The organism is Allofournierella massiliensis, from assembly GCF_004345265.1.
GTDB lineage: Bacteria > Bacillota > Clostridia > Oscillospirales > Ruminococcaceae > Allofournierella > Allofournierella massiliensis.
Genome location: NZ_SLUM01000032.1, coordinates 19,448 through 37,216 on the forward strand (window position 1 = coordinate 19,448; position 17,769 = coordinate 37,216).

Below are 17,769 nucleotides of genomic sequence, written 5' to 3' on the forward strand. Positions count from 1 at the left end.
TTTGGTATGTAAAAGGGGCGGCCCCGCATGGCCGCCCCTGGCTGGTTACTTCTTCCGGCTTCTGACTTTCAGGAAAATCAGGCCGCCGATGATGAATACCACCAGCGCAATGGCAATGATCGCTTTCAGTTCCATAAAATCATTCCTCCTTACACAGATTCAAACCGCCGTTATTTTGCGGTATTATTGCCTTTCTTGCGCTTGCCCACATAAGCCGCAACGCCCAGGGCGGCAGCGCCCATAGCGGATACACCCATCAGGGCCGCCCACAGCCAGGGCTTGCTGTCATCGCCGGTTTTCGGGGTATCGCGCAGCTCATTGTGCATTTGCGCCACAGTGGTCTTATCCGCCAGAATCGTCACCTTTTTATCCGCAGGCAGCACATAGTTGGCGCTGGCCCCATCCGATACCTCGGACACGGTGTAATCGCCTACGCGCAGGCCCTCGATGAAGATTTCGCCGTTTTTATCCGTTTTGAAGGTCTGGTCGTAGCCGTTGGCCCCGGTCACGCGGAAGGAGAAGCCCTCCACCTTGCCGTCGCTGGACGTTTTTTCAATCCGCAGGGAGCCAGTCTGGGCCATGTTGGTGAAGCCAACCCCGGCCTCGTTCTCTACCTCGTAGATTTTGCCGTTCTCGGTGATCTCCACATAGTAGGCGTTTTCATCCAGCAGGAAGCCCTCCGGCGCTTTGGTTTCCCTTACGAACACGCCGCCGTAGAGGATGTGGGACATCTCGTAAATGCCAGTGCTGGTTTCCTCCAGCTTGCCCAGCAGCTCGTCGCCCTCGTCCAGCTCCTTGTTGCCGTTGGTATCACGATATACCTCAAACTCGGCACCAGTCAGCTTGTTGTCCGGGTAATCCTTATCCACTTTGGTAAGGCGCAGGTCGCCGTAAACCCGCTCATTGGCGAGAGAGATTTCCACAACCTGTCCATCTTCATCCACAGTAACGGGGATCACTTCATCGGAGAGGATGAACCCTTCCGGGCTTTCCAGCTCTTTCAGCACCCAATTCCCGTAGGGGACGCCTGCGAAGGAGAAGCTGCCGTCCTCCGCTGAAGTGGCGGTGGCAAGGGCGTTTTCGGCGGTAAACTCGGTTTCATCGGACTTAAACAGGCCGATTACAGCTCCGCCCAGGCCCGTGCCGTTCTCATCGGTTTTGAGTCCCTTGATTTCGCCGCGGATCAGCTCGTTGGTGACAGCCTCGCCATCATTGGCAGAAATCTCTACCACGGCAACAGAAGGCCCGCCGTACTCAAAGGTAAACGGGAAGGTTTCGCCGTTCAGTAGATAATGGCTGTCGGTGGACAGCTCCTTAAGGTAGAAGCTGCCGAAAGGCAGGTCGGTGCTGCAAACGGCCTGGCCGTTCTCATTCACAGAAACGATCTCCAGAAGCCCGTCTGCCGGGATCACGGAACCGTCTGCTGCGGTGATGTCCTCCTGGGCATAGAGGCCAAAAGTTACGGCGGAGATCTCGCCATTCATGCCAATGCCAAAGATTTCATCCTGCTCCAGCACCTTGTCAAGCGTCACAAGAGCTTTCTGGCGCTGGTTGTAGAAGCTGGCAGAGGTTTCGGTGACTTCCACCTCCTGGCCTGCGTACACCAGCTCCACGTTGGTGACGTTCTCGCCGGTATCCACCATGCCGTGAGGGAACTGGATTTCCTTCACCTGGAACTTGCCCAGGTAGAGGGGCTGGCTCTGGGCCGTCCCGTCCTCGCCGGTGGTGATGGTGTCCACTACCTCGCCCGCAGAATAGCGCAGGGTGCCGTCCAGGGTGTAGACGTCCTCCAGGGCGGTGATTTCAAACACCGCACCGGGCAGGCCCTGCACCTCATACACCGGCTGGTAAACGCCTTCGCTTTCTGCCACAGAGGAGAACACCTCGCCGGTCTTGCTGACTTTGATGATTCCTTTCTGGGCCATGTTGGGCTTGGTGACTTCGATCACCGTCACGCCGCCTTCCTCGCTGGAATGATCCTCGGTCACATCAAAGTAAACCGGGGTGCTGTCCAATACATAGCCATAGGGGGCCTGTACTTCAACCAGGGAATATCCCGTGCCGTATTCCAGCTTTTCAGGCGTTACCAGATAGCCCTCGGAATTGGTGTAGAACGTATCAATCGTAGTCGGCGTCGGGTAAGTGAAGGTCATTTCCACCTTGCTGCCATCGGGACGGTAAATCTGGAACCCGGCTCCCGCATAGGGAATGGTGACGCCGGTTTCTGCGTCCACCTTGACCACCTTGATGAAGCTCTCAAAATTGGCGTTGTTGATAAGGTAGCGGTAGGTCTGCCCGTCCTGAGCGATATACACTTCAAAATCGTCCATCAGCTCACGGCCTTCCCAGCCCTTGGTCTGGCGGACGATATAAGTGCCGTAGGGCAGCTTCTTCGACTGTGCAAAGCCGTTCTCATCGCAGACGAGAACATCGCGCTCGGATTCCTTGGCATTTTCATAGCTGCCGGCTGATTTCAAGAATACCTGGAACTCTGCGCCGGATTCCGGAGTTTCGATCTGGGTTTCCCCATCATCGGTGTGCTTGATGATGGCAATGTCGCCCTTGATGACTTGCTCCGTCACATCGTTGGCTGTATCGTTCAGCTCAATGGTATAAAGCTCCGGCTCCGCGCCTACCTTGTGGATGGTGGAATCCAGCAGGTAGCCCTCGCTGGGGCCGATTTCACGGATTGTCCAGTCCGAATCACAGACGTAATAACCGGTGGTGAACTGGCCGTTTTCGTCCGTGGTGAAGCTGTCGATGAGGGTGTCTCCCTTATACAGCCCATACACAGCGCCGGCCAGGGAACCATCGCCCTGGGGCGCGCCTGTTTCCACGTCGCTCTTGGTGACGGTGACACGGAACTTTTTCAGCACGTTGTTCACGCTCTTGTGGGTCACTTCATTCCACTCGATGGTGGCTGTCTGGGAATCCGGCACCACATAACGGATAGGGGTATCCACCTCCTCCAGTACATAGCCCGTGCCGATGAGCACGTTTTCAAAGCGCGCCACACCGCTGGAATCCGTCACAGCATATTCGTCCACCGGCTGCCCGGAGAGGGATGTGCCGGACAGATGGAAGGTCATGCCCTCCACCAGCCCGTCCTCGCTGGTTTTCGTCACTTCCAGGCTGCCGCGCTTCAGCTTGTTATTGAAAGTTACGGTGGCGGTCTGGCCGCTGACGATGGTCACGCGCTGGGTTTCCTGGGGTTCATACTTATCAATCGACTGCTCGGTTACGGTATAAACGCCAGGGTTGAGGTCGGTGATGTCGATCTCGCCCGCCTCATTGGTGGTCTTGGTGGCGCTGTACCCCTCGCCGGTGATAGTGAAGTTGATCCCGGCTACCTGACCGTCCTCGGAAGTCTTAATCAGCTTCATGTTGCCGGTTTTCACTTCCAGATTCAGATAGCCCACCATATAATCGGACACGGTTTCCCCGTAGGTGGCAAAGTCCTGCTTGCCTCCGCCGATAATCCCATCTGTCCAAACCACAACGCCGCTGCGCTGGGCAGAGATTTTTTCCGCCTTGATGGTCACAGAGCCTTTGATGGCCTGGGCGGAAGTGATGGTGAGCTGGTTTCCGTCCACAGAGAAATTCAGGCCGGTGGTGCTGCTGGAGAAAGTGTAGTCACCCAGCACACCATTGGTGTCCGTAAGAGTGAGGGAATACTGCTGGCCATCCCATTTCAGCTCATAGGCACCGGCGTCGGCGGTACTGCTGAAAAAGCTGGGCAGCATGGTGTGGCGCTTCACCGCGCTCTCAATGGCGGAATACTGGCTGAAAATCTGGCTATACAGCGGATGGTCAGCGCTGATATATTCCGTCATGTTGTTTTTGCCCTGGGCGCGGGCGTCCACATGGTTAAACTGGCTGTCGCGCTCACCCACAACCGTTTCCCAAACAAGAAGCTGGGTAGCGATATATCCCGCGATCTTGCTGGCGTCCTCCGGGTTTCCGCTCATCCATGAGGTGCTGGCGTTACCCTGCCAGCCATAGGTCATAATCCGCCCGATATATTCCTTGACGGTATTCGGGGGGATGGTGGGGTTTAGGTTGGACGGGTAGTTGTCCCAGAAATCTTCGCCCCGGCCCGTGTACTGGTCGCCGGTATTCACACCCACACCCGGCTCAATGCAGTAGATGGCCCTGCCATTGAAGGCGTCCTGGGTGTGGACGGAAAAGCTGTCGTTCTCTCCGGTGGACCAGCCGCCCAGGAAATTCAGGGCGGGATGGCCCCATCCGGCCTTGTTGGGGTCGCTGGCACGGGGCAGGTCGATCATATACGTTGTCATGGTTTCGCCTGCGGCAAAAGCCGTGGTTCCTGTCCCTACGAACACACCCAGGCACATGAGCATGGCCATGAGCAGGGACAGAGGCTTTCTCAATGCTTTCATCGTGTTACCTCCTTGAAATGGCCGCAAAAAAAGCACATCGCTCTGGATGTGCTGCTTGCGGCTGGATTCTGTTTACGTTCTAAAAAAGAGAGGCGCGCCAATCGTTCTCCACCTCATCCGTTCTATCCATAACCCTGTGGATTCTTGAAAGAACCAGCCTCCCCAAATATCTTCTTTTTTAGGCTGTTTAGGTTGTACGAAGGGGTGAGGTGTGGAGAGGGGGAACAGCGAAAACACCGGTTCCCTGCAAATGGGCGCACTGCTCCCTTGGCAGTAAGGTTATCTCTCTAAACTGCGTTGGCGCTTGCGGTAGAGTTCCAGCGCCTTGACAATGGTGTCCTCGATCTTCTGCGCGGGCGTCCCCGCTGGGAAAAACTTGGCGATTCTATTTTTGGGTATTTTGAATTGCTCCACCTGGTTGGGCTTTTCCTCCTTCATAATGGAAACGAGGGCGTCTTTGGCCAGCCGTTCCCCTCCACTCTTGGCTTCGGACATCTGGCGCATTTTGATGGCCTGGGCGTGGGATGGGGTGCAGTCCATCTCGTCCATGATGGCGAACAAGTCGGCCTGTTCTTCTTTTCGCAGGTAAGACAGCTCCACCGCAGGGCGTAGGGCAATCTGAAGCATTTCCTGGTCTTTCAGGACTGAATTATCTACCAGCTCCAGAATTTCCGGGATAAGGTGGGTAAGGCGGATATATTTGCGTATTTGCTCATGGCTCTCGCCAGACTGTTCCGCAAGTATCTGACGGGATCTCTTACTATCCAACTTGTGCAACGGTGTTGCACAAGTTAAATCTGTACGTTCGCCTTGCTGCCTTTTCATAGCGTCCAGCTTCATCTTGTAGGCAAACGCCTTCTCCGAGGGCAGAATCTGCTCACGCTGCAAGTTGGAGTCCACCATGATAATCGTGGCTTCATCATCGGTGAGCTGCCGCACAATACAGGGGATTTCCGCAAGCCCCGCCAAATCCGCCGCCTTTTTCCTGCGGTGTCCGGCCACCATCTCATAGCCGCCCTCCGGTTTTGGGCGCACCAGGGCAGGGACCAATACACCGTACTGCTTCACGCTTTCCGTCATTTCCCGCATGGCTTCATCCATACGGACCTTAAAGGGGTGATTCGGAAAGTCGCTGATCTCCGCAGGCGAAAGATTGACAACTTTTTCAAGCCGTGCCTCGGCTCGTTCTTCCTCTGTGGAAAACAGGTCATCGACTGAGGGAAGATTGAAGTTTAGCCCGCTGCTTTTCGCCATCCGCCAGCACCTCCTTTGAAAAATCCGCGTAAGCCTGGGCCACCTTGCTCCCCTTGTCGTAGGCGTAAATACTCTTGCCTGCGGCGCTGATTTCTGCGGCTTTGATGGCTACGGGAATCTCGGAACGATAGATTTTCAACACGCTCCCGTAACTCTGCCGCAGGGTATCCGCTGTCTGTCTGGCAAGGTTTGTGCGCCCATCCACCAGCGTGAGCAGCACCCCGTCCACCTTCAGGGCCGGGTTGATCTGCCGCTTCACCTTATTGATGGTTTTCATAAGCTGGGTCATGCCCTTGGCTGGGAGATAGTGGGCCTGCACCGGGATAATCACGCTGTCTGCCGCAGCCAGGGCGTTGATCGTAATCATGCCCAGGGACGGCATACAGTCAATGAGAACCACGTCATAGTGCTTCTTGGCTTCATTGACATAGGTCCGCAGAGTAAACTCCCGGCTCATGGCGTTAACCAGGCTCATTTCCAGCGCGGACAGCTCAATGTTTGCGGGCATAAGGTCTACGCCCTCGCTGTGGTGCAAAATGCCCTCATCCGTGGTGAATGGCTCATCCCGGATTACTTTTTCCATGACGGTGGCCAGGGTGGTGGGCAGGCTGTCCTGGTTTTGCCAGCCCAGGCAGGTGGTGAGGTCGCCCTGGGGGTCTGCGTCAATGAGCAGCACCTTTTTCCCCAGACGGGCCAAACCAATGCCCAGGTTCACCGTCGTGGTGGTTTTGCCTGTGCCGCCTTTCTGGTTGGCCAGCGCGATCACGCGGCCATCCCTGGGGCGGCTTCTTTGTTCCGGCATTTTCATGTCCTCCTTCTTCATAGATTTAGCCGCCCGTTGGCAAGACGGACGGCTATGTATGGGGAAATCTGAAAGATGGGCATGAAAAAAGCCGCTTACTCTTGCTGAAAAGAATAAGCGGCTCATCAAGCAGCGATATGTAATTTTACATCTTCTTCACCGGGGCGCACATGGCTTTGAGCAGAAGTTCATCCAGGCAGCCGGTGTCCCGGTTTTCACGGAGCATGGTATTGCGCAGGTGGTTGAGGCTCTGGATCACAATGCTGTTCTCGGCGGGGGTGAGGGTTATCTTAAATTTCCGTTTTTTCATAGGGCGTTCCTCCTTTACGCTTTCAGTATATATGGAAGGAACGCTACGCCGCAAATGTGCGAGAGTTCATCCACTTGAAACACAGCAGCGGCAACTCAGAAGGACAAGATAAACTGGATTCGGTTTGGTCAAATCCTGACAAATCAGGACATCCCCTTCAAAAGAAAAACCTCTCACACAGGCCGTCATGGGATCGAAAAAATGAAGGGGAAAATGACCTCTAAAACACCCCGATTTTGGCTCGCAGTTGCCCCATTTTTTAATCATAACGGGGTCAAAAAGGGCCTGTTGCCCCATTATTAATCAAGAAAAACCGGGTCAGGCAAGGTCAAATCCTTCCAAAATCGGACAAAGGACAACAGACTTTTTGGAAAGGAAAAAGCCCGGAAAACCGCATGGTTCCGGGCTTTTTGAGCATTTTTGAATTGGTTTGTCGGGCCTGTTATCTCTTGCTGAACTGAGGCGCGCGACGAGCGGCTTTGAGACCGTATTTCTTGCGTTCCTTCATGCGAGGATCGCGGGTCAGGAAGCCAGCCTTCTTCAGAGCAGGGCGCAGGTTCTCGTCGTACTGCAGCAGGGCGCGAGCCAGGCCGTGACGGATAGCGCCAGCCTGACCGGAAACACCGCCGCCGCCAACGCGGACAACCAGGTCGAACTTGCCCTCAACCTCGGCCACAGCCAGGGGCTGACGAACGATCAGCTTCAGGGTCTCCAGGCCGAAGTAATCATCGATATCGCGGCCGTTGATGGTGATCTTGCCGGTACCGTTGTAAACGCGAACACGGGCAACGGAATTCTTACGACGACCGGTGCCGTAGAAGTAAGGTTTAGTCTCGTACATACTCTATTGCCTCCTATTAAAACTCGTAAACTTCGGGCTTCTGGGCAGCCTGCTCGTGCTGAGCGCCCTTGTAGCAGCGCAGACGGGTCATGGCCTTGGCGCCCAGGGTGTTGGAGGGGATCATGCCCTTAATGGCAACGTACATAGCCTTGTCGGAATTCTCCGCCATCAGGGTCTTGTACTGGATCTCCTTCAGGCCGCCGATCCAGCCGGAGTGAGTACGGTAGTACTTCTTCTCCAGCTTCTTGCCGGTCAGAACAGCCTGATCGCAGTTGATCACGATCACGTGATCACCGCAGTCCACGTTGGGGGTAAAGGTAACCTTGTTCTTGCCACGCAGCAGAACAGCAGCCTGGGCAGCAACGCGGCCGAGGGGCTTGCCCGCGGCGTCGATCACATACCACTTGCGCTCGATCTGGGCGGGTTTAGCGAGAGTAGTGCTCATGTCGATTTTCCTCCTGAATTTGTTTTGAACAGTCGCGCCGGTGGGCGCGGGAAACATTCCATTGAAAGCGCACTTTGACGCAAGAGTGATTATAGCCTACTTTGCCCGCCGCGTCAAGCACTTTTTTCGATATTTTTAATTTAATCTGGCCAAACTCTTTTATTCTCTCTCTTACTCTTGTTTTCTCTTGTTTTCTCGCTTTCGATTTTTTCAAAAAGTTTCTCATGTGTTTGTGCACCCTGTATATTACCAACGAAAAATCACCCGAAACGCTTGTCTTGCAAATCAGGCGGATACTGCGTACAAAATGGCGTAAATATGATATAATATAAGCAACTGTGCATACACAGCTTTATATTACTATATATAAGTAGCGAAAGGTGGTACTGCCATGCAGCGGCTGGAAGGCCTGATGCGCAAAGCCATTCAAGAATATAAAATGATCGAACCCGGCGACCGGATCTGTGTGGGCGTTTCCGGCGGAAAGGACAGTGTGGCGTTGACCGTAGGTCTCGCCCATCTGCGCCGCTATCTGAACATCCCCTTTGAGGTGGTTGCGGTAAGCCTGGACCCCCAGTTTGGCGGCAAGGCCACCGATTACGCCCCACTGGAGGAACTTTTCGCAAAGCTGGAGGTGCCCTTTGAAATCCGCCGGTCCAACATTGGAGCGGTGGTATTCGACGTGCGCAAGGAACCCAATCCCTGCGCCCTCTGCGCCAAGATGCGCCGGGGCCTTCTGCACGACACCGCCAAGGAGCTGGGCTGCAACAAGGTTGCGCTGGGCCATCATCTGGACGATGCCATTGAGACCTTTTACATGAACCTCTGGGGCGAGGGGCGGCTGAGCTGCTTCTCCCCGGTGACTTATCTTTCCCGCAAGGATCTGACCATGATTCGGCCCATGATTCTTGCCACCGAAAGCGACGTTCGCCGCGCAGTGAAGCACGAGAGCCTGCCGGTGGTAAAGAGCGCCTGCCCGGCAGACGGCGCCACCCGCCGCCAGGAGATGAAGGAATATGTGGCTGATATGTGCCGCAAGGACAGGGCCTTCCGCCAGAAAATGCTGGGAGCCATGCAGGGCGCGGACCTGGACGGCTGGGCCCCTGTGGCGAAGGGCTGACAGCATCCCTTTTTCAACACGATAACATCGAGGTGTTTTGGTTTGAATTTTGAAAAACATTGCTGGGCCGAGGTGGATCTGGACGCACTGGCCCATAATTTCCGGCTGCTGCAACAGCACGCCGGATCTGCCGCCGTGTGCGCCGTGGTCAAAGCCGGAGCTTACGGCCATGGCGATGGCATCGTATGCCGTACCCTGGCGGACGCGGGCGCGAAGTGGTTCGCGGTAAGCTGCCTGGCGGAGGCGCTGCATCTGCGCAGCGGCGGCGTGACCGGCGAGATTTTGATCCTGGGTCACACCGACCCGGCCTGTGCGGCCACCCTGGCCTGCCATCGGCTGACTCAGGCGGTATTCAGCCCGGAATATGCCCGGGCTTTGAGCGATGCAGCGCTGGAGGCAAACTGCCGGGTGCGCTGCCATTTGAAAATTGATACCGGCATGGGGCGTCTGGGCTTCATCGCCCGCTGTGAGGACGACATCCCCGCCTGTCTGGAACAGCTGGAAGCCTGCTTCGCTCTGGATGGGCTGGAAATTACCGGTATGTTCCAGCATTTCGCGGTAGCCGACAGTCATGCCGTGGAGGATGTGGAATACACCGGCCGTCAGCACGATCTGTTTGTACAGGTAAAAACCGAAGTGGAGGCCCGTGGCCACCAGCTGCGCACTGTACATTGCTGCAACTCCGCCGCTCTGGTGGAGCACCCGGAATGGGGCATGGACATGGTACGGCCCGGCATTGTGCTTTACGGCTGCGATCCCAGCGACGAGGTCCATCTGGACGGGCTGCGCCCGGTGCTGACCTTAAAAACCGTGGTCAGCCAGGTGAAGGAATTGCTGCCCGGTCAGGCACTCAGCTACGGGCTGCAATTCACCGCCGATTCTCCCCGCAAGGTGGCAACCCTGTGCGTTGGCTACGCGGACGGCTACCCCCGCCTGCTTTCCGGCAAGGGTGTCTGCTCCATTGGCGGGCATTCTGCACCGGTACTGGGCCGGGTGTGCATGGATCAGATGATGGTGGATGTGACCGGTCTGGATGATGTGAAGGAAGGCGACGAGGCCGTTGTATTTGGCGGCCCGGGTGCGGACAGCCTGAACGACGTGGCCAATAAGGTCGGCAGCATTCCCTACGAAATCATGTGCGGTCTGGCGCTGCGTGTTCCCCGTGTGTATCTGCGTGAGGACCGCTGTGTGGCCGTTGCGGATTATCTGAAACAGATGTGAAGGCAACACGTCGGAAATTATACGGCATTGCCTGAAAACGAAAGGACGTGTCTGTTATGAGCAGACTTTTGTGTGTTGTAGACTATCAGGTGGATTTTGTTTCCGGCGCACTGGGCTTTGAAGCCGCTCGCACGCTGGAGACTCCTCTGGCAATCCGGGTAAAACAGGCTCTGGACGAGGGCTGGAAGGTGCTGTTTACCCGCGATACGCACGGAGCGGACTATCTGACCAGCCGGGAGGGTCGTTTTCTTCCCCTGCCCCATTGCCTGAAAAACAGCGAGGGCTGGCATCTTTACGGCCAGCTGGCGGAATACGAGCGCACCCCGCTGGCAAACGTGGCATTTCTGGACAAGCCCACCTTCGGCGCCGAGGGCCTGCCTGCTGCTGTACGGGCGCTGTGCGGCGGCGAGCCGGAGGAGATCGAGGTTTGCGGCGTGGTCACCAACATCTGCGTGGTGAGCAACGCCATTGTGCTGCACTCGGCTTTTCTGAACGCGGATGTGTCCGTACGGGCGGACCTGTGTGCCGCTGGGGATCCCGCCGACCATGAGAACGCTCTTCACCTTTTGAAGGGCATGGGGTATCGCATCGTGGAGGGTAACCGGTGAGCGCCCTGAATCAGGGCGGCCTGCAGGTCTGGCTTCGACGGGCTGTCTGGCTGCTGCTTCTCGGTTCGTTCGGATGTATTTTTCTTGTGATTGCACTGCGCGGCCACTGGAGCCTCGGGTCGCGGAAGCTGCTCTTCTGCGCTTTGCTGGCGGCGGGTGTTTTTCTGCTGCGGCGCTTTTTGCCACTGGTGGACAGGCTCACCCCCGGCCGCTGGCGAGCGGTGTTCGGCGGCGGGCTGGTGCTTCTGTTTGCATTGCAGCTGGGCAGCGGATTTCTGCTTTTGCAGGATCTGACCACCTCTCCGTTTGATACCGAAGCAGTGCTGCGCACGGCCACCGAGCTGGCGCAGGGCACCGTACCTGCTTTGTACAACGACTATTTTGCCAGTGTGGACACCAACGTACTCTGCATGTTTGTACTGTACTGGATGTACCGGCCGGTCTATCTGCTTACCGGCTCCACCGGCCCCGCCTGGGCCATGGGACTGAATACCCTGTTCCTGTTTGTGGCGGCGGTTTGCGTATGCGGTACAGCGGGGCATTTATGGGGCCGCCGGGGCAAGGCAGCTGCGTTGATCCTCTGTCTTCTGTTTTTACCCTATTACGCCTTCACTTCCTTTGTGTATACCGACACCATGGCCGCCCCTCTTGTGGCGGGCAGCCTGTGGGGATTTCTGGCGCTGGAAGGCCGCTGGAACCGCCTGTCGCTGCGCACCCGCCTGCTGAGCTGCATCGGGCTTGGTTTCCTTGTGGGAACAGCCTTTTTGATGAAGGGAAACGCCCTTCTGCTTTATCCTGCCTTTGTGGTGTATCTGGCCTTGCGCCCGGGCTTCTGGGCTGCTCTGCGCCGCTGCTGGCGGAGTGCACTTGCCACTGTGCTGCTGTTTTGTATGGGCAGTGTGGCAGTGGTTTTCGGGTTTAACGCCTATAAGTGGAACTGCGGGCTGCTGGATCTTTCGCTGTATGAATCCATGCACACCCCCATTACCCACTGGATCATGATGGGACTGGAAAATGATGGCGCCTTCAGCAACGACAGCTATGCTTACACCGGTCGTTTTTCCACCATTGAGGAAAAGAAAGCCGCAAATCTTGCTCGTATCCAAACCAATCTGAAGCACCTGCTTAGCAGCCCGCAAAGCCTTGCCTGGCTGTTTTTCACCAAAGCAGAAACCGACTGGGGCGACGGACTGTACACCGCCCCGCAAACTGTGAACCTTGCGCCGGTGCAGCGTACCTGGCTGCATGAATGGCTCAGCGTGGACGGTACCCATTCCGATGTGACCGCCGATTTTGGCCAGGCATTCTACTGGATGCTGTGGGCCGGAGCATTCATTGCCGCGATACGCGGGATTCGAAATCGCCGCCAGCCGGGGGAATCCGGACTGTTTCTCTGCGCGATCTGCCTTTTGGGGAACCTTTCGTTTCTTACCCTTTGGGAAGCGAATGCGCGCTATCCGTTTTGTTATTCCTGCTGCCTTTTGCTGTTTGGAGCTTCCCTTCTGGCTGCGCCTCACAGCGAAATCCAGAGCGCATAACATATAAAGTTTAAATTTATAGGAGGAAATATTTTTGGCAAGAGATAATATCCGTAATTTCTGCATCATTGCCCACATCGATCATGGCAAGAGCACCCTGGCCGACCGCATTCTGGAAAAGACCCACAGCGTGGACGAGCGCCAGATGGAAGATCAGCTGCTGGACAACATGGATCTGGAGCGGGAGCGCGGTATTACCATTAAGGCCCGCGCTGTAACCCTGAATTACAAGGCCCGCGACGGCAAGGATTATGAATTCAACCTGATCGACACCCCGGGTCATGTGGACTTCGGCTATGAGGTAAGCCGCAGCCTGGCCGCCTGCGAGGGCGCAATTCTGGTGGTGGACTCCAGCCAGGGCGTGGAGGCTCAGACGCTGGCCAACACCTACATGGCGCTGGAGCACGATCTGGAGCTGGTGCCGATTCTGAACAAGATCGACCTGCCCAGCGCCGAACCGGATCGGGTGGCTCAGGAAGTGGAGGATGTGATTGGCCTGCCCTGCCTGGATGCGCCCCGTGTATCGGCCAAGATGGGGATCGGCATTGAGGATACGCTGGAGCAGGTGATTCAGGACATTCCCGCCCCCAAGGGTGACGAGAACGCCCCGCTGAAAGCCCTGATCTTCGACAGCGTTTACGACAGCTACAAGGGTGTTATCGTATACATCCGTGTGTTCGACGGTACCGTGAAGGCGGGCGACACCGTGCGCATGATGGCCACCGGTGCGGAGTTCACTCTGGTGGAGGTGGGCCGGATGGGTGCCACCAGCCTGACCCCCTGCGACAAGCTGCAGGCAGGCGAGGTAGGTTATCTGACTGCCAGCATCAAAACCGTGCAGGATACCCGTGTGGGCGATACCGTGACCCTGGTATCCAACCCGACGCCCGAACCCCTGCCCGGCTACCGCAAGGTCACCCCCATGGTATTCTGCGGCATCTATCCGGTGGATGGCTCCCAGTATCCCGATCTGAAGGACGCGCTGGAAAAGCTGCAGCTGAACGATGCTTCCCTGAGCTTTGAGCCCGAGACCAGTGTGGCGCTGGGCTTTGGTTTCCGCTGCGGTTTCCTGGGCCTTCTTCATCTGGACATCATCACCCAGCGTCTGGAGCGGGAGTTCGATCTGGATCTGATTACCACCGCGCCCAGCGTAGAATACCGCATCACCATGACCGACGGCGAGGTGAAGGTGATTGAAAACCCCTCCGATTACCCGGATCCGGGCCGGATTGCCAAGCAGGAGGAGCCGGTTGTGGACGCGCACATCTACACCCCCAGCGAGTATGTGGGCAGCCTGATGGATCTGTGTCAGGATCGGCGCGGCACCATGATCGACATGAAGTATCTGGACGCCACCCGCGTGGATCTGCACTACGAGCTGCCTCTGGGCGAGATTGTGTACGATTTCTTCGACGCCATCAAGAGCCGCAGCCGCGGTTATGCCAGCTACGATTACGAGATGAAGGGCTTTAAGGAGTCCAAGCTGGTGAAACTGGACATGCTGCTCAACGGTGACATGGTGGACGCCCTGTCCATGATCGTACATGCGGACAAGGCCTATGCCAAGGGCCGTCGTCTGGCCGAGCGGCTCAAAGAAAACATTCCCCGCCAGATGTTCGAGATTCCCATTCAGGCAGCCATTGGCGGAAAAGTCATTGCACGCGAGACTGTGAAGGCCATGCGCAAGGACGTGCTGGCCAAGTGCTACGGCGGCGATATTACCCGTAAGAAAAAGCTGCTGGAAAAGCAAAAGGAAGGCAAAAAGAAGATGCGTCAGCTCGGCAGCGTGGAGTTGCCCAGCGAAGCCTTCACCGCCGTTCTCAAACTCGACGAAGATTGATTTATCGGACTCGACCGGCCATCGGGATGCGATACGCAAACCGTTCCGCACCGGGCTTTTCTCAGCCAAAACATCCAACTTCCTTTTTTGGCGAACTCGACCGGGCATCAGGGCACGATACGCAAACTGGTACACACCGGGCTTTCCTCAGTGAAAACCTCCAGCTGCCTTTTTTGGCGGACTCGACCGGCCATTGGGATGCAATCCACAAGCCAATACACACCGGGCTTTCCTCAGCAAACACCGTCAACTGCCTTTTGCGGACTCGACCGGGTACCGGAATGCGATACGCAAACCGTTCCGCTTGGTCAATTAAAATCCGTGCCGCTTGCGGCACACCTTACTTCTTCACTTTTCACTCTTCACTATTCCCTCAAAAATCCCCCGGCGGGCAGGTCTTTTTCCTGCCCGCCGGGCTTTTTTCGTTTTTCGGCGTTCTTTTCGCCATTCTCATATTGACATTTATCTATGTATCCAGTATGCTCTCATATATACAAATTTCTATGTGAGGTGATTTTCATGGTCGCTGCCGATGTTGCCCTGCTTTGCAAAGCCCTTGGCGATACCAACCGGCTTCAGATCGTTCAAATGCTTTCCGATGGTGAGAAATGCGGCTGTAAGCTGCTGGAACAGTTCCAGTTTACCCAGCCCACCCTTTCCCATCACATGAAGATTCTCTGCGAATGTGGGCTGGTCACCGCCCGCAAGGAGGGCAAATGGTCCCATTACTCGCTGAACCGCGAAACCTTTGAGGCTCTTCAGGCCTTTCTGACCGAACTGGGCCGAAATTCCGAAACCATGGAGGGCTGCTGTCAATGATATGGACCTTTCTTCAGGATCAGATTCTGGGCATGAAATGGCTGAACAGCGCCATTGGCTCCCTGCTCAGTGCCCTCGGTCTGGACATCTCTTCCCGGCTGGGCGGCAGCCTGCAATTCTTTTTGTACGACGTGATCAAGATCACCATCCTGCTGTGCGCCCTGATCTTCCTCATTTCCTACATCCAAAGCTATTTTCCCCCGGAGCGCAGCAAAAAGATCATCGGCCGCTTCCACGTTCTTGGGGCCAACTGTATCGCCGCTCTTCTGGGCACTGTTACCCCCTTCTGCTCCTGTTCCTCCATCCCCCTGTTCATGGGGTTCACCAGCGCTGGCCTGCCGCTGGGCGTCACCTTCTCCTTTCTGATCTCCTCCCCTATGGTTGACCTGGGCAGCCTGATTTTGCTTACCGGCATTTTCGGTGCGAAGGTCGCCGTGACCTATGTGGTCGTTGGGCTGGTCATTGCAGTGGCGGGCGGCAGCCTGATCGAGGCATTGCACATGGAACGCCATGTGGAGGAATTCATCCTCAAAGCAGGCAGCGTGGACATCCAGTCCCCCACCCTGACCCGCAAAGACCGACTGACCTATGCCAAAGAACAGATGATCGGAACCTTTAAAAAGGTATTCCCCTACATTCTGGTGGGTGTGGGCATCGGTGCAATCATCCACAACTGGATTCCCGAATCCTGGGTAGAAACCGTTCTGGGCGGTAGCAATCCCTTCGGTGTGATCCTTGCCGTTCTGGTGGGCGTGCCCATGTATGCGGATATTTTCGGCACCATCCCGGTGGCGGAAGCGCTTCTGTTCAAAGGGGCGCAGCTGGGCACCATTCTCAGCTTCATGATGGCGGTAACTACCCTTTCGCTGCCTTCCATGATCATGCTGCGAAAGGCAGTGAAGCCCCGCCTGTTGGCTCTGTTCGTTGCCATCTGCACCACCGGAATCATTCTGGTGGGCTACTTTTTCAACGCAATTCAATTCCTTTTCGTTTAATTTAAGGAGGATATTACAATGGGTTTGTTTTTCAAGAAGAAATCCGAAGCGCCGAAGTCGGCTTGCAGCTGCTCCGGCGGCTGCTCCACTCCCGCAGAGAGCGGTGATACCGGCCGTATGGTCAAGGTACTGGGCGGCGGCTGCGCCAAATGCAACCAGCTGGAAGAAGCCGCCAAGGCTGCCATGATCGAGCTGGGCCTTACCCCTGAGGTGGATCACATCACCGATTTTTCCCAGATCGCCGCTTACGGTGTAATGACCACCCCCGCTCTGGTGGTCAACAGCAAAGTGGTGTGCTACGGCCGGGTCCCCGGCAAGGATGAGGTCAAGGACCTGATCCGGAAAGGAATTGAATAAGCCATGAAGCAGACGATTCGCGTGGCCTTCGTCTGCGTGCATAACTCCTGCCGCAGCCAGATTGCCGAAGCTCTGGGCAAAGCCCTTGCCGCCGACAGCTTCGAGAGCTATTCCGCCGGCACCGAAACCAGGCCCCGCATCAATCAGGATGCCGTGCGCCTGATGAAGCAGATCCATGGCATCGACATGGAAGAGACCCAGCGCAGCAAGCTGCTGGCCGAGCTGCCCCCGGTGGACATCGTGGTGACCATGGGCTGCAATGTGAGCTGCCCCACTCTGCCCTGCCGCCACCGGGAGGACTGGGGGCTCGAAGATCCCACCGGCCAGCCGGATGAAGTGTTTGAAGCAACCATCCGGGCCATTGAAGAAAAGATTCTGGAGCTTCGCAGCCGTATTCAGAATCGTTCCATCCCCGGTCTCTTTTCCTGATTTTCTCAGCTGCCCATATTCCGGGCAGCTTTCTTTTTCCCTGCATCTTCCAATTTTCGCCCCTTTATGGTATGATTTTTCCAGTCAGCGAATATGAATTCAGGCAGGAGGAGCAGGGTATGGAGAAGCCAAAACGCCGGTTTGCGGAATACTATTTGTATTTTATTCTTTATTCTATACTGGGATGGCTGTATGAAGTCTTTCTGGAAGTGGTGGTTTACCGCTGGGGCTTCTCCAACCGGGGTGTTTTGCTGGGGCCCTGGTGCGTGGTGTACGGCACCGGCGCTTTGTTGCTCATCTTCTGTCTGGGGCCGCTGCAGCGGCGGCCGGTTCGTCTGGGCCGCGTGAATCTGACCCCTGCTCTGGTGTTCGTCGGCGTGGTGGTACTGACCACCGTACTGGAGCTGATCGCCAGCTACATCATGCAGGCTATCACCGGCGGCTGGCTGTGGGACTACACCAGCTACGCCTTTAACTTCCAGGGGCGTATCGCCCTGAACCCCAGCATTCGGTTCGGGCTTGGCGGCATGCTTTTTCTGTATCTGCTCCAGCCTCTGTTCCGCCGCCTGAGCGCCAAAATGCCGGACCGCGTACTTTTCGCAGTGAGCGGCAGTCTTGCCGCCCTGATGCTGCTGGACACGATATACACCTTTTTTCTGAAATAAGGAAAAGGGCCGCCCGATCATTCGGGCGGCCCTTTCAGCCTGTCGAAAAAGGTCACCGAAAGGTGGCCTTTTTCTCGTATTGAGGAAAAGAAAGCGGTATAATAGTGTGGGGGGATAAAAATGCT

General features: G+C 56.3%; 17 protein-coding genes. 10 read left to right on the plus strand and 7 right to left on the minus strand.

Annotation, left to right across the window (positions count from 1 at the left end; translation table 11 throughout):
- Positions 1 to 170: 170 nt before the first annotated feature.
- The 7 genes from EDD77_RS15335 to EDD77_RS15360 all read right to left on the minus strand — a co-directional run bounded on the left by EDD77_RS15335 (position 171) and on the right by EDD77_RS15360 (position 8,278).
- Positions 171 to 4,400 carry a SpaA isopeptide-forming pilin-related protein gene (locus EDD77_RS15335; protein ID WP_058967078.1) on the minus strand — a complete coding sequence of 1,410 codons (4,230 nt, stop codon included), beginning with the start codon at positions 4,398 to 4,400 and terminating at the stop codon, positions 171 to 173.
- A 279-nt stretch (positions 4,401 to 4,679) separates the two neighbouring features.
- The gene (locus EDD77_RS15340) at positions 4,680 to 5,654 is read right to left on the minus strand and encodes a ParB/RepB/Spo0J family partition protein (protein WP_058967079.1); all 975 of its coding nucleotides are present in this window, start codon (positions 5,652 to 5,654) and stop codon (positions 4,680 to 4,682) included.
- Positions 5,608 to 6,456, minus strand: a complete 849-nt coding sequence (locus EDD77_RS15345; protein WP_058967080.1) for a ParA family protein — start codon at positions 6,454 to 6,456, stop codon at positions 5,608 to 5,610. The genes EDD77_RS15340 and EDD77_RS15345 overlap by 47 nt, the downstream gene beginning before the upstream one ends.
- A gap of 145 nt (positions 6,457 to 6,601) precedes the next feature.
- The gene (locus tag EDD77_RS18170; RefSeq protein ID WP_172733333.1) at positions 6,602 to 6,766 is read right to left on the minus strand and encodes a hypothetical protein; all 165 of its coding nucleotides are present in this window, start codon (positions 6,764 to 6,766) and stop codon (positions 6,602 to 6,604) included.
- Between the two features lie 442 nt (positions 6,767 to 7,208).
- Entirely contained in the window at positions 7,209 to 7,607 is a 399-nt protein-coding gene (gene rpsI / locus EDD77_RS15350; protein ID WP_058967081.1) for a 30S ribosomal protein S9, read from the minus strand.
- A 16-nt stretch (positions 7,608 to 7,623) separates the two neighbouring features.
- Positions 7,624 to 8,052 (minus strand): 50S ribosomal protein L13, encoded by a 429-nt coding sequence (gene rplM / locus EDD77_RS15355; protein ID WP_058967082.1) that lies wholly within the window; start codon positions 8,050 to 8,052, stop codon positions 7,624 to 7,626.
- The gene (locus EDD77_RS15360) at positions 8,033 to 8,278 is read right to left on the minus strand and encodes a hypothetical protein (protein WP_132587435.1); all 246 of its coding nucleotides are present in this window, start codon (positions 8,276 to 8,278) and stop codon (positions 8,033 to 8,035) included. The genes rplM and EDD77_RS15360 overlap by 20 nt, the downstream gene beginning before the upstream one ends.
- Positions 8,279 to 8,443: 165 nt before the next feature.
- On the opposite strand from EDD77_RS15360, the gene EDD77_RS15365 reads away from it, so the two are divergent.
- The 10 genes from EDD77_RS15365 to EDD77_RS15410 all read left to right on the plus strand — a co-directional run bounded on the left by EDD77_RS15365 (position 8,444) and on the right by EDD77_RS15410 (position 17,644).
- Complete coding sequence (locus tag EDD77_RS15365; protein ID WP_058967083.1) at positions 8,444 to 9,172, plus strand: tRNA 2-thiocytidine biosynthesis TtcA family protein; 729 nt, start codon at positions 8,444 to 8,446, stop codon at positions 9,170 to 9,172.
- 42 nt (positions 9,173 to 9,214) lie between these two features.
- Complete coding sequence (gene alr, locus EDD77_RS15370; protein ID WP_132587436.1) at positions 9,215 to 10,393, plus strand: alanine racemase; 1,179 nt, start codon at positions 9,215 to 9,217, stop codon at positions 10,391 to 10,393.
- Between the two features lie 56 nt (positions 10,394 to 10,449).
- A complete protein-coding gene (locus EDD77_RS15375) occupies positions 10,450 to 11,001 on the plus strand; it encodes a cysteine hydrolase family protein (RefSeq protein WP_058967085.1) in 552 nt (183 codons plus the stop codon).
- Positions 10,998 to 12,539, plus strand: coding sequence for a glycosyltransferase family protein (locus EDD77_RS15380; protein WP_058967086.1), 1,542 nt, complete (start codon positions 10,998 to 11,000; stop codon positions 12,537 to 12,539). Before EDD77_RS15375 ends, EDD77_RS15380 begins: the two co-directional genes overlap by 4 nt.
- A 34-nt stretch (positions 12,540 to 12,573) precedes the next feature.
- A complete protein-coding gene (gene lepA, locus EDD77_RS15385; protein WP_058967087.1) occupies positions 12,574 to 14,379 on the plus strand; it encodes a translation elongation factor 4 in 1,806 nt (601 codons plus the stop codon).
- A 519-nt stretch (positions 14,380 to 14,898) separates the two neighbouring features.
- Positions 14,899 to 15,198 (plus strand): ArsR/SmtB family transcription factor, encoded by a 300-nt coding sequence (locus EDD77_RS15390; RefSeq protein WP_058967088.1) that lies wholly within the window; start codon positions 14,899 to 14,901, stop codon positions 15,196 to 15,198.
- Positions 15,195 to 16,193 (plus strand): permease, encoded by a 999-nt coding sequence (locus EDD77_RS15395; RefSeq protein WP_058967089.1) that lies wholly within the window; start codon positions 15,195 to 15,197, stop codon positions 16,191 to 16,193. Before EDD77_RS15390 ends, EDD77_RS15395 begins: the two co-directional genes overlap by 4 nt.
- A gap of 18 nt (positions 16,194 to 16,211) precedes the next feature.
- Entirely contained in the window at positions 16,212 to 16,550 is a 339-nt protein-coding gene (locus EDD77_RS15400) for a thioredoxin family protein (RefSeq protein WP_058967090.1), read from the plus strand.
- Positions 16,551 to 16,553: 3 nt separating this feature from the next.
- Entirely contained in the window at positions 16,554 to 16,979 is a 426-nt protein-coding gene (locus EDD77_RS15405) for an arsenate reductase ArsC (protein ID WP_058967091.1), read from the plus strand.
- Between the two features lie 119 nt (positions 16,980 to 17,098).
- Positions 17,099 to 17,644, plus strand: a complete 546-nt coding sequence (locus tag EDD77_RS15410; RefSeq protein ID WP_058967092.1) for a putative ABC transporter permease — start codon at positions 17,099 to 17,101, stop codon at positions 17,642 to 17,644.
- Positions 17,645 to 17,769 lie beyond the last annotated feature (125 nt).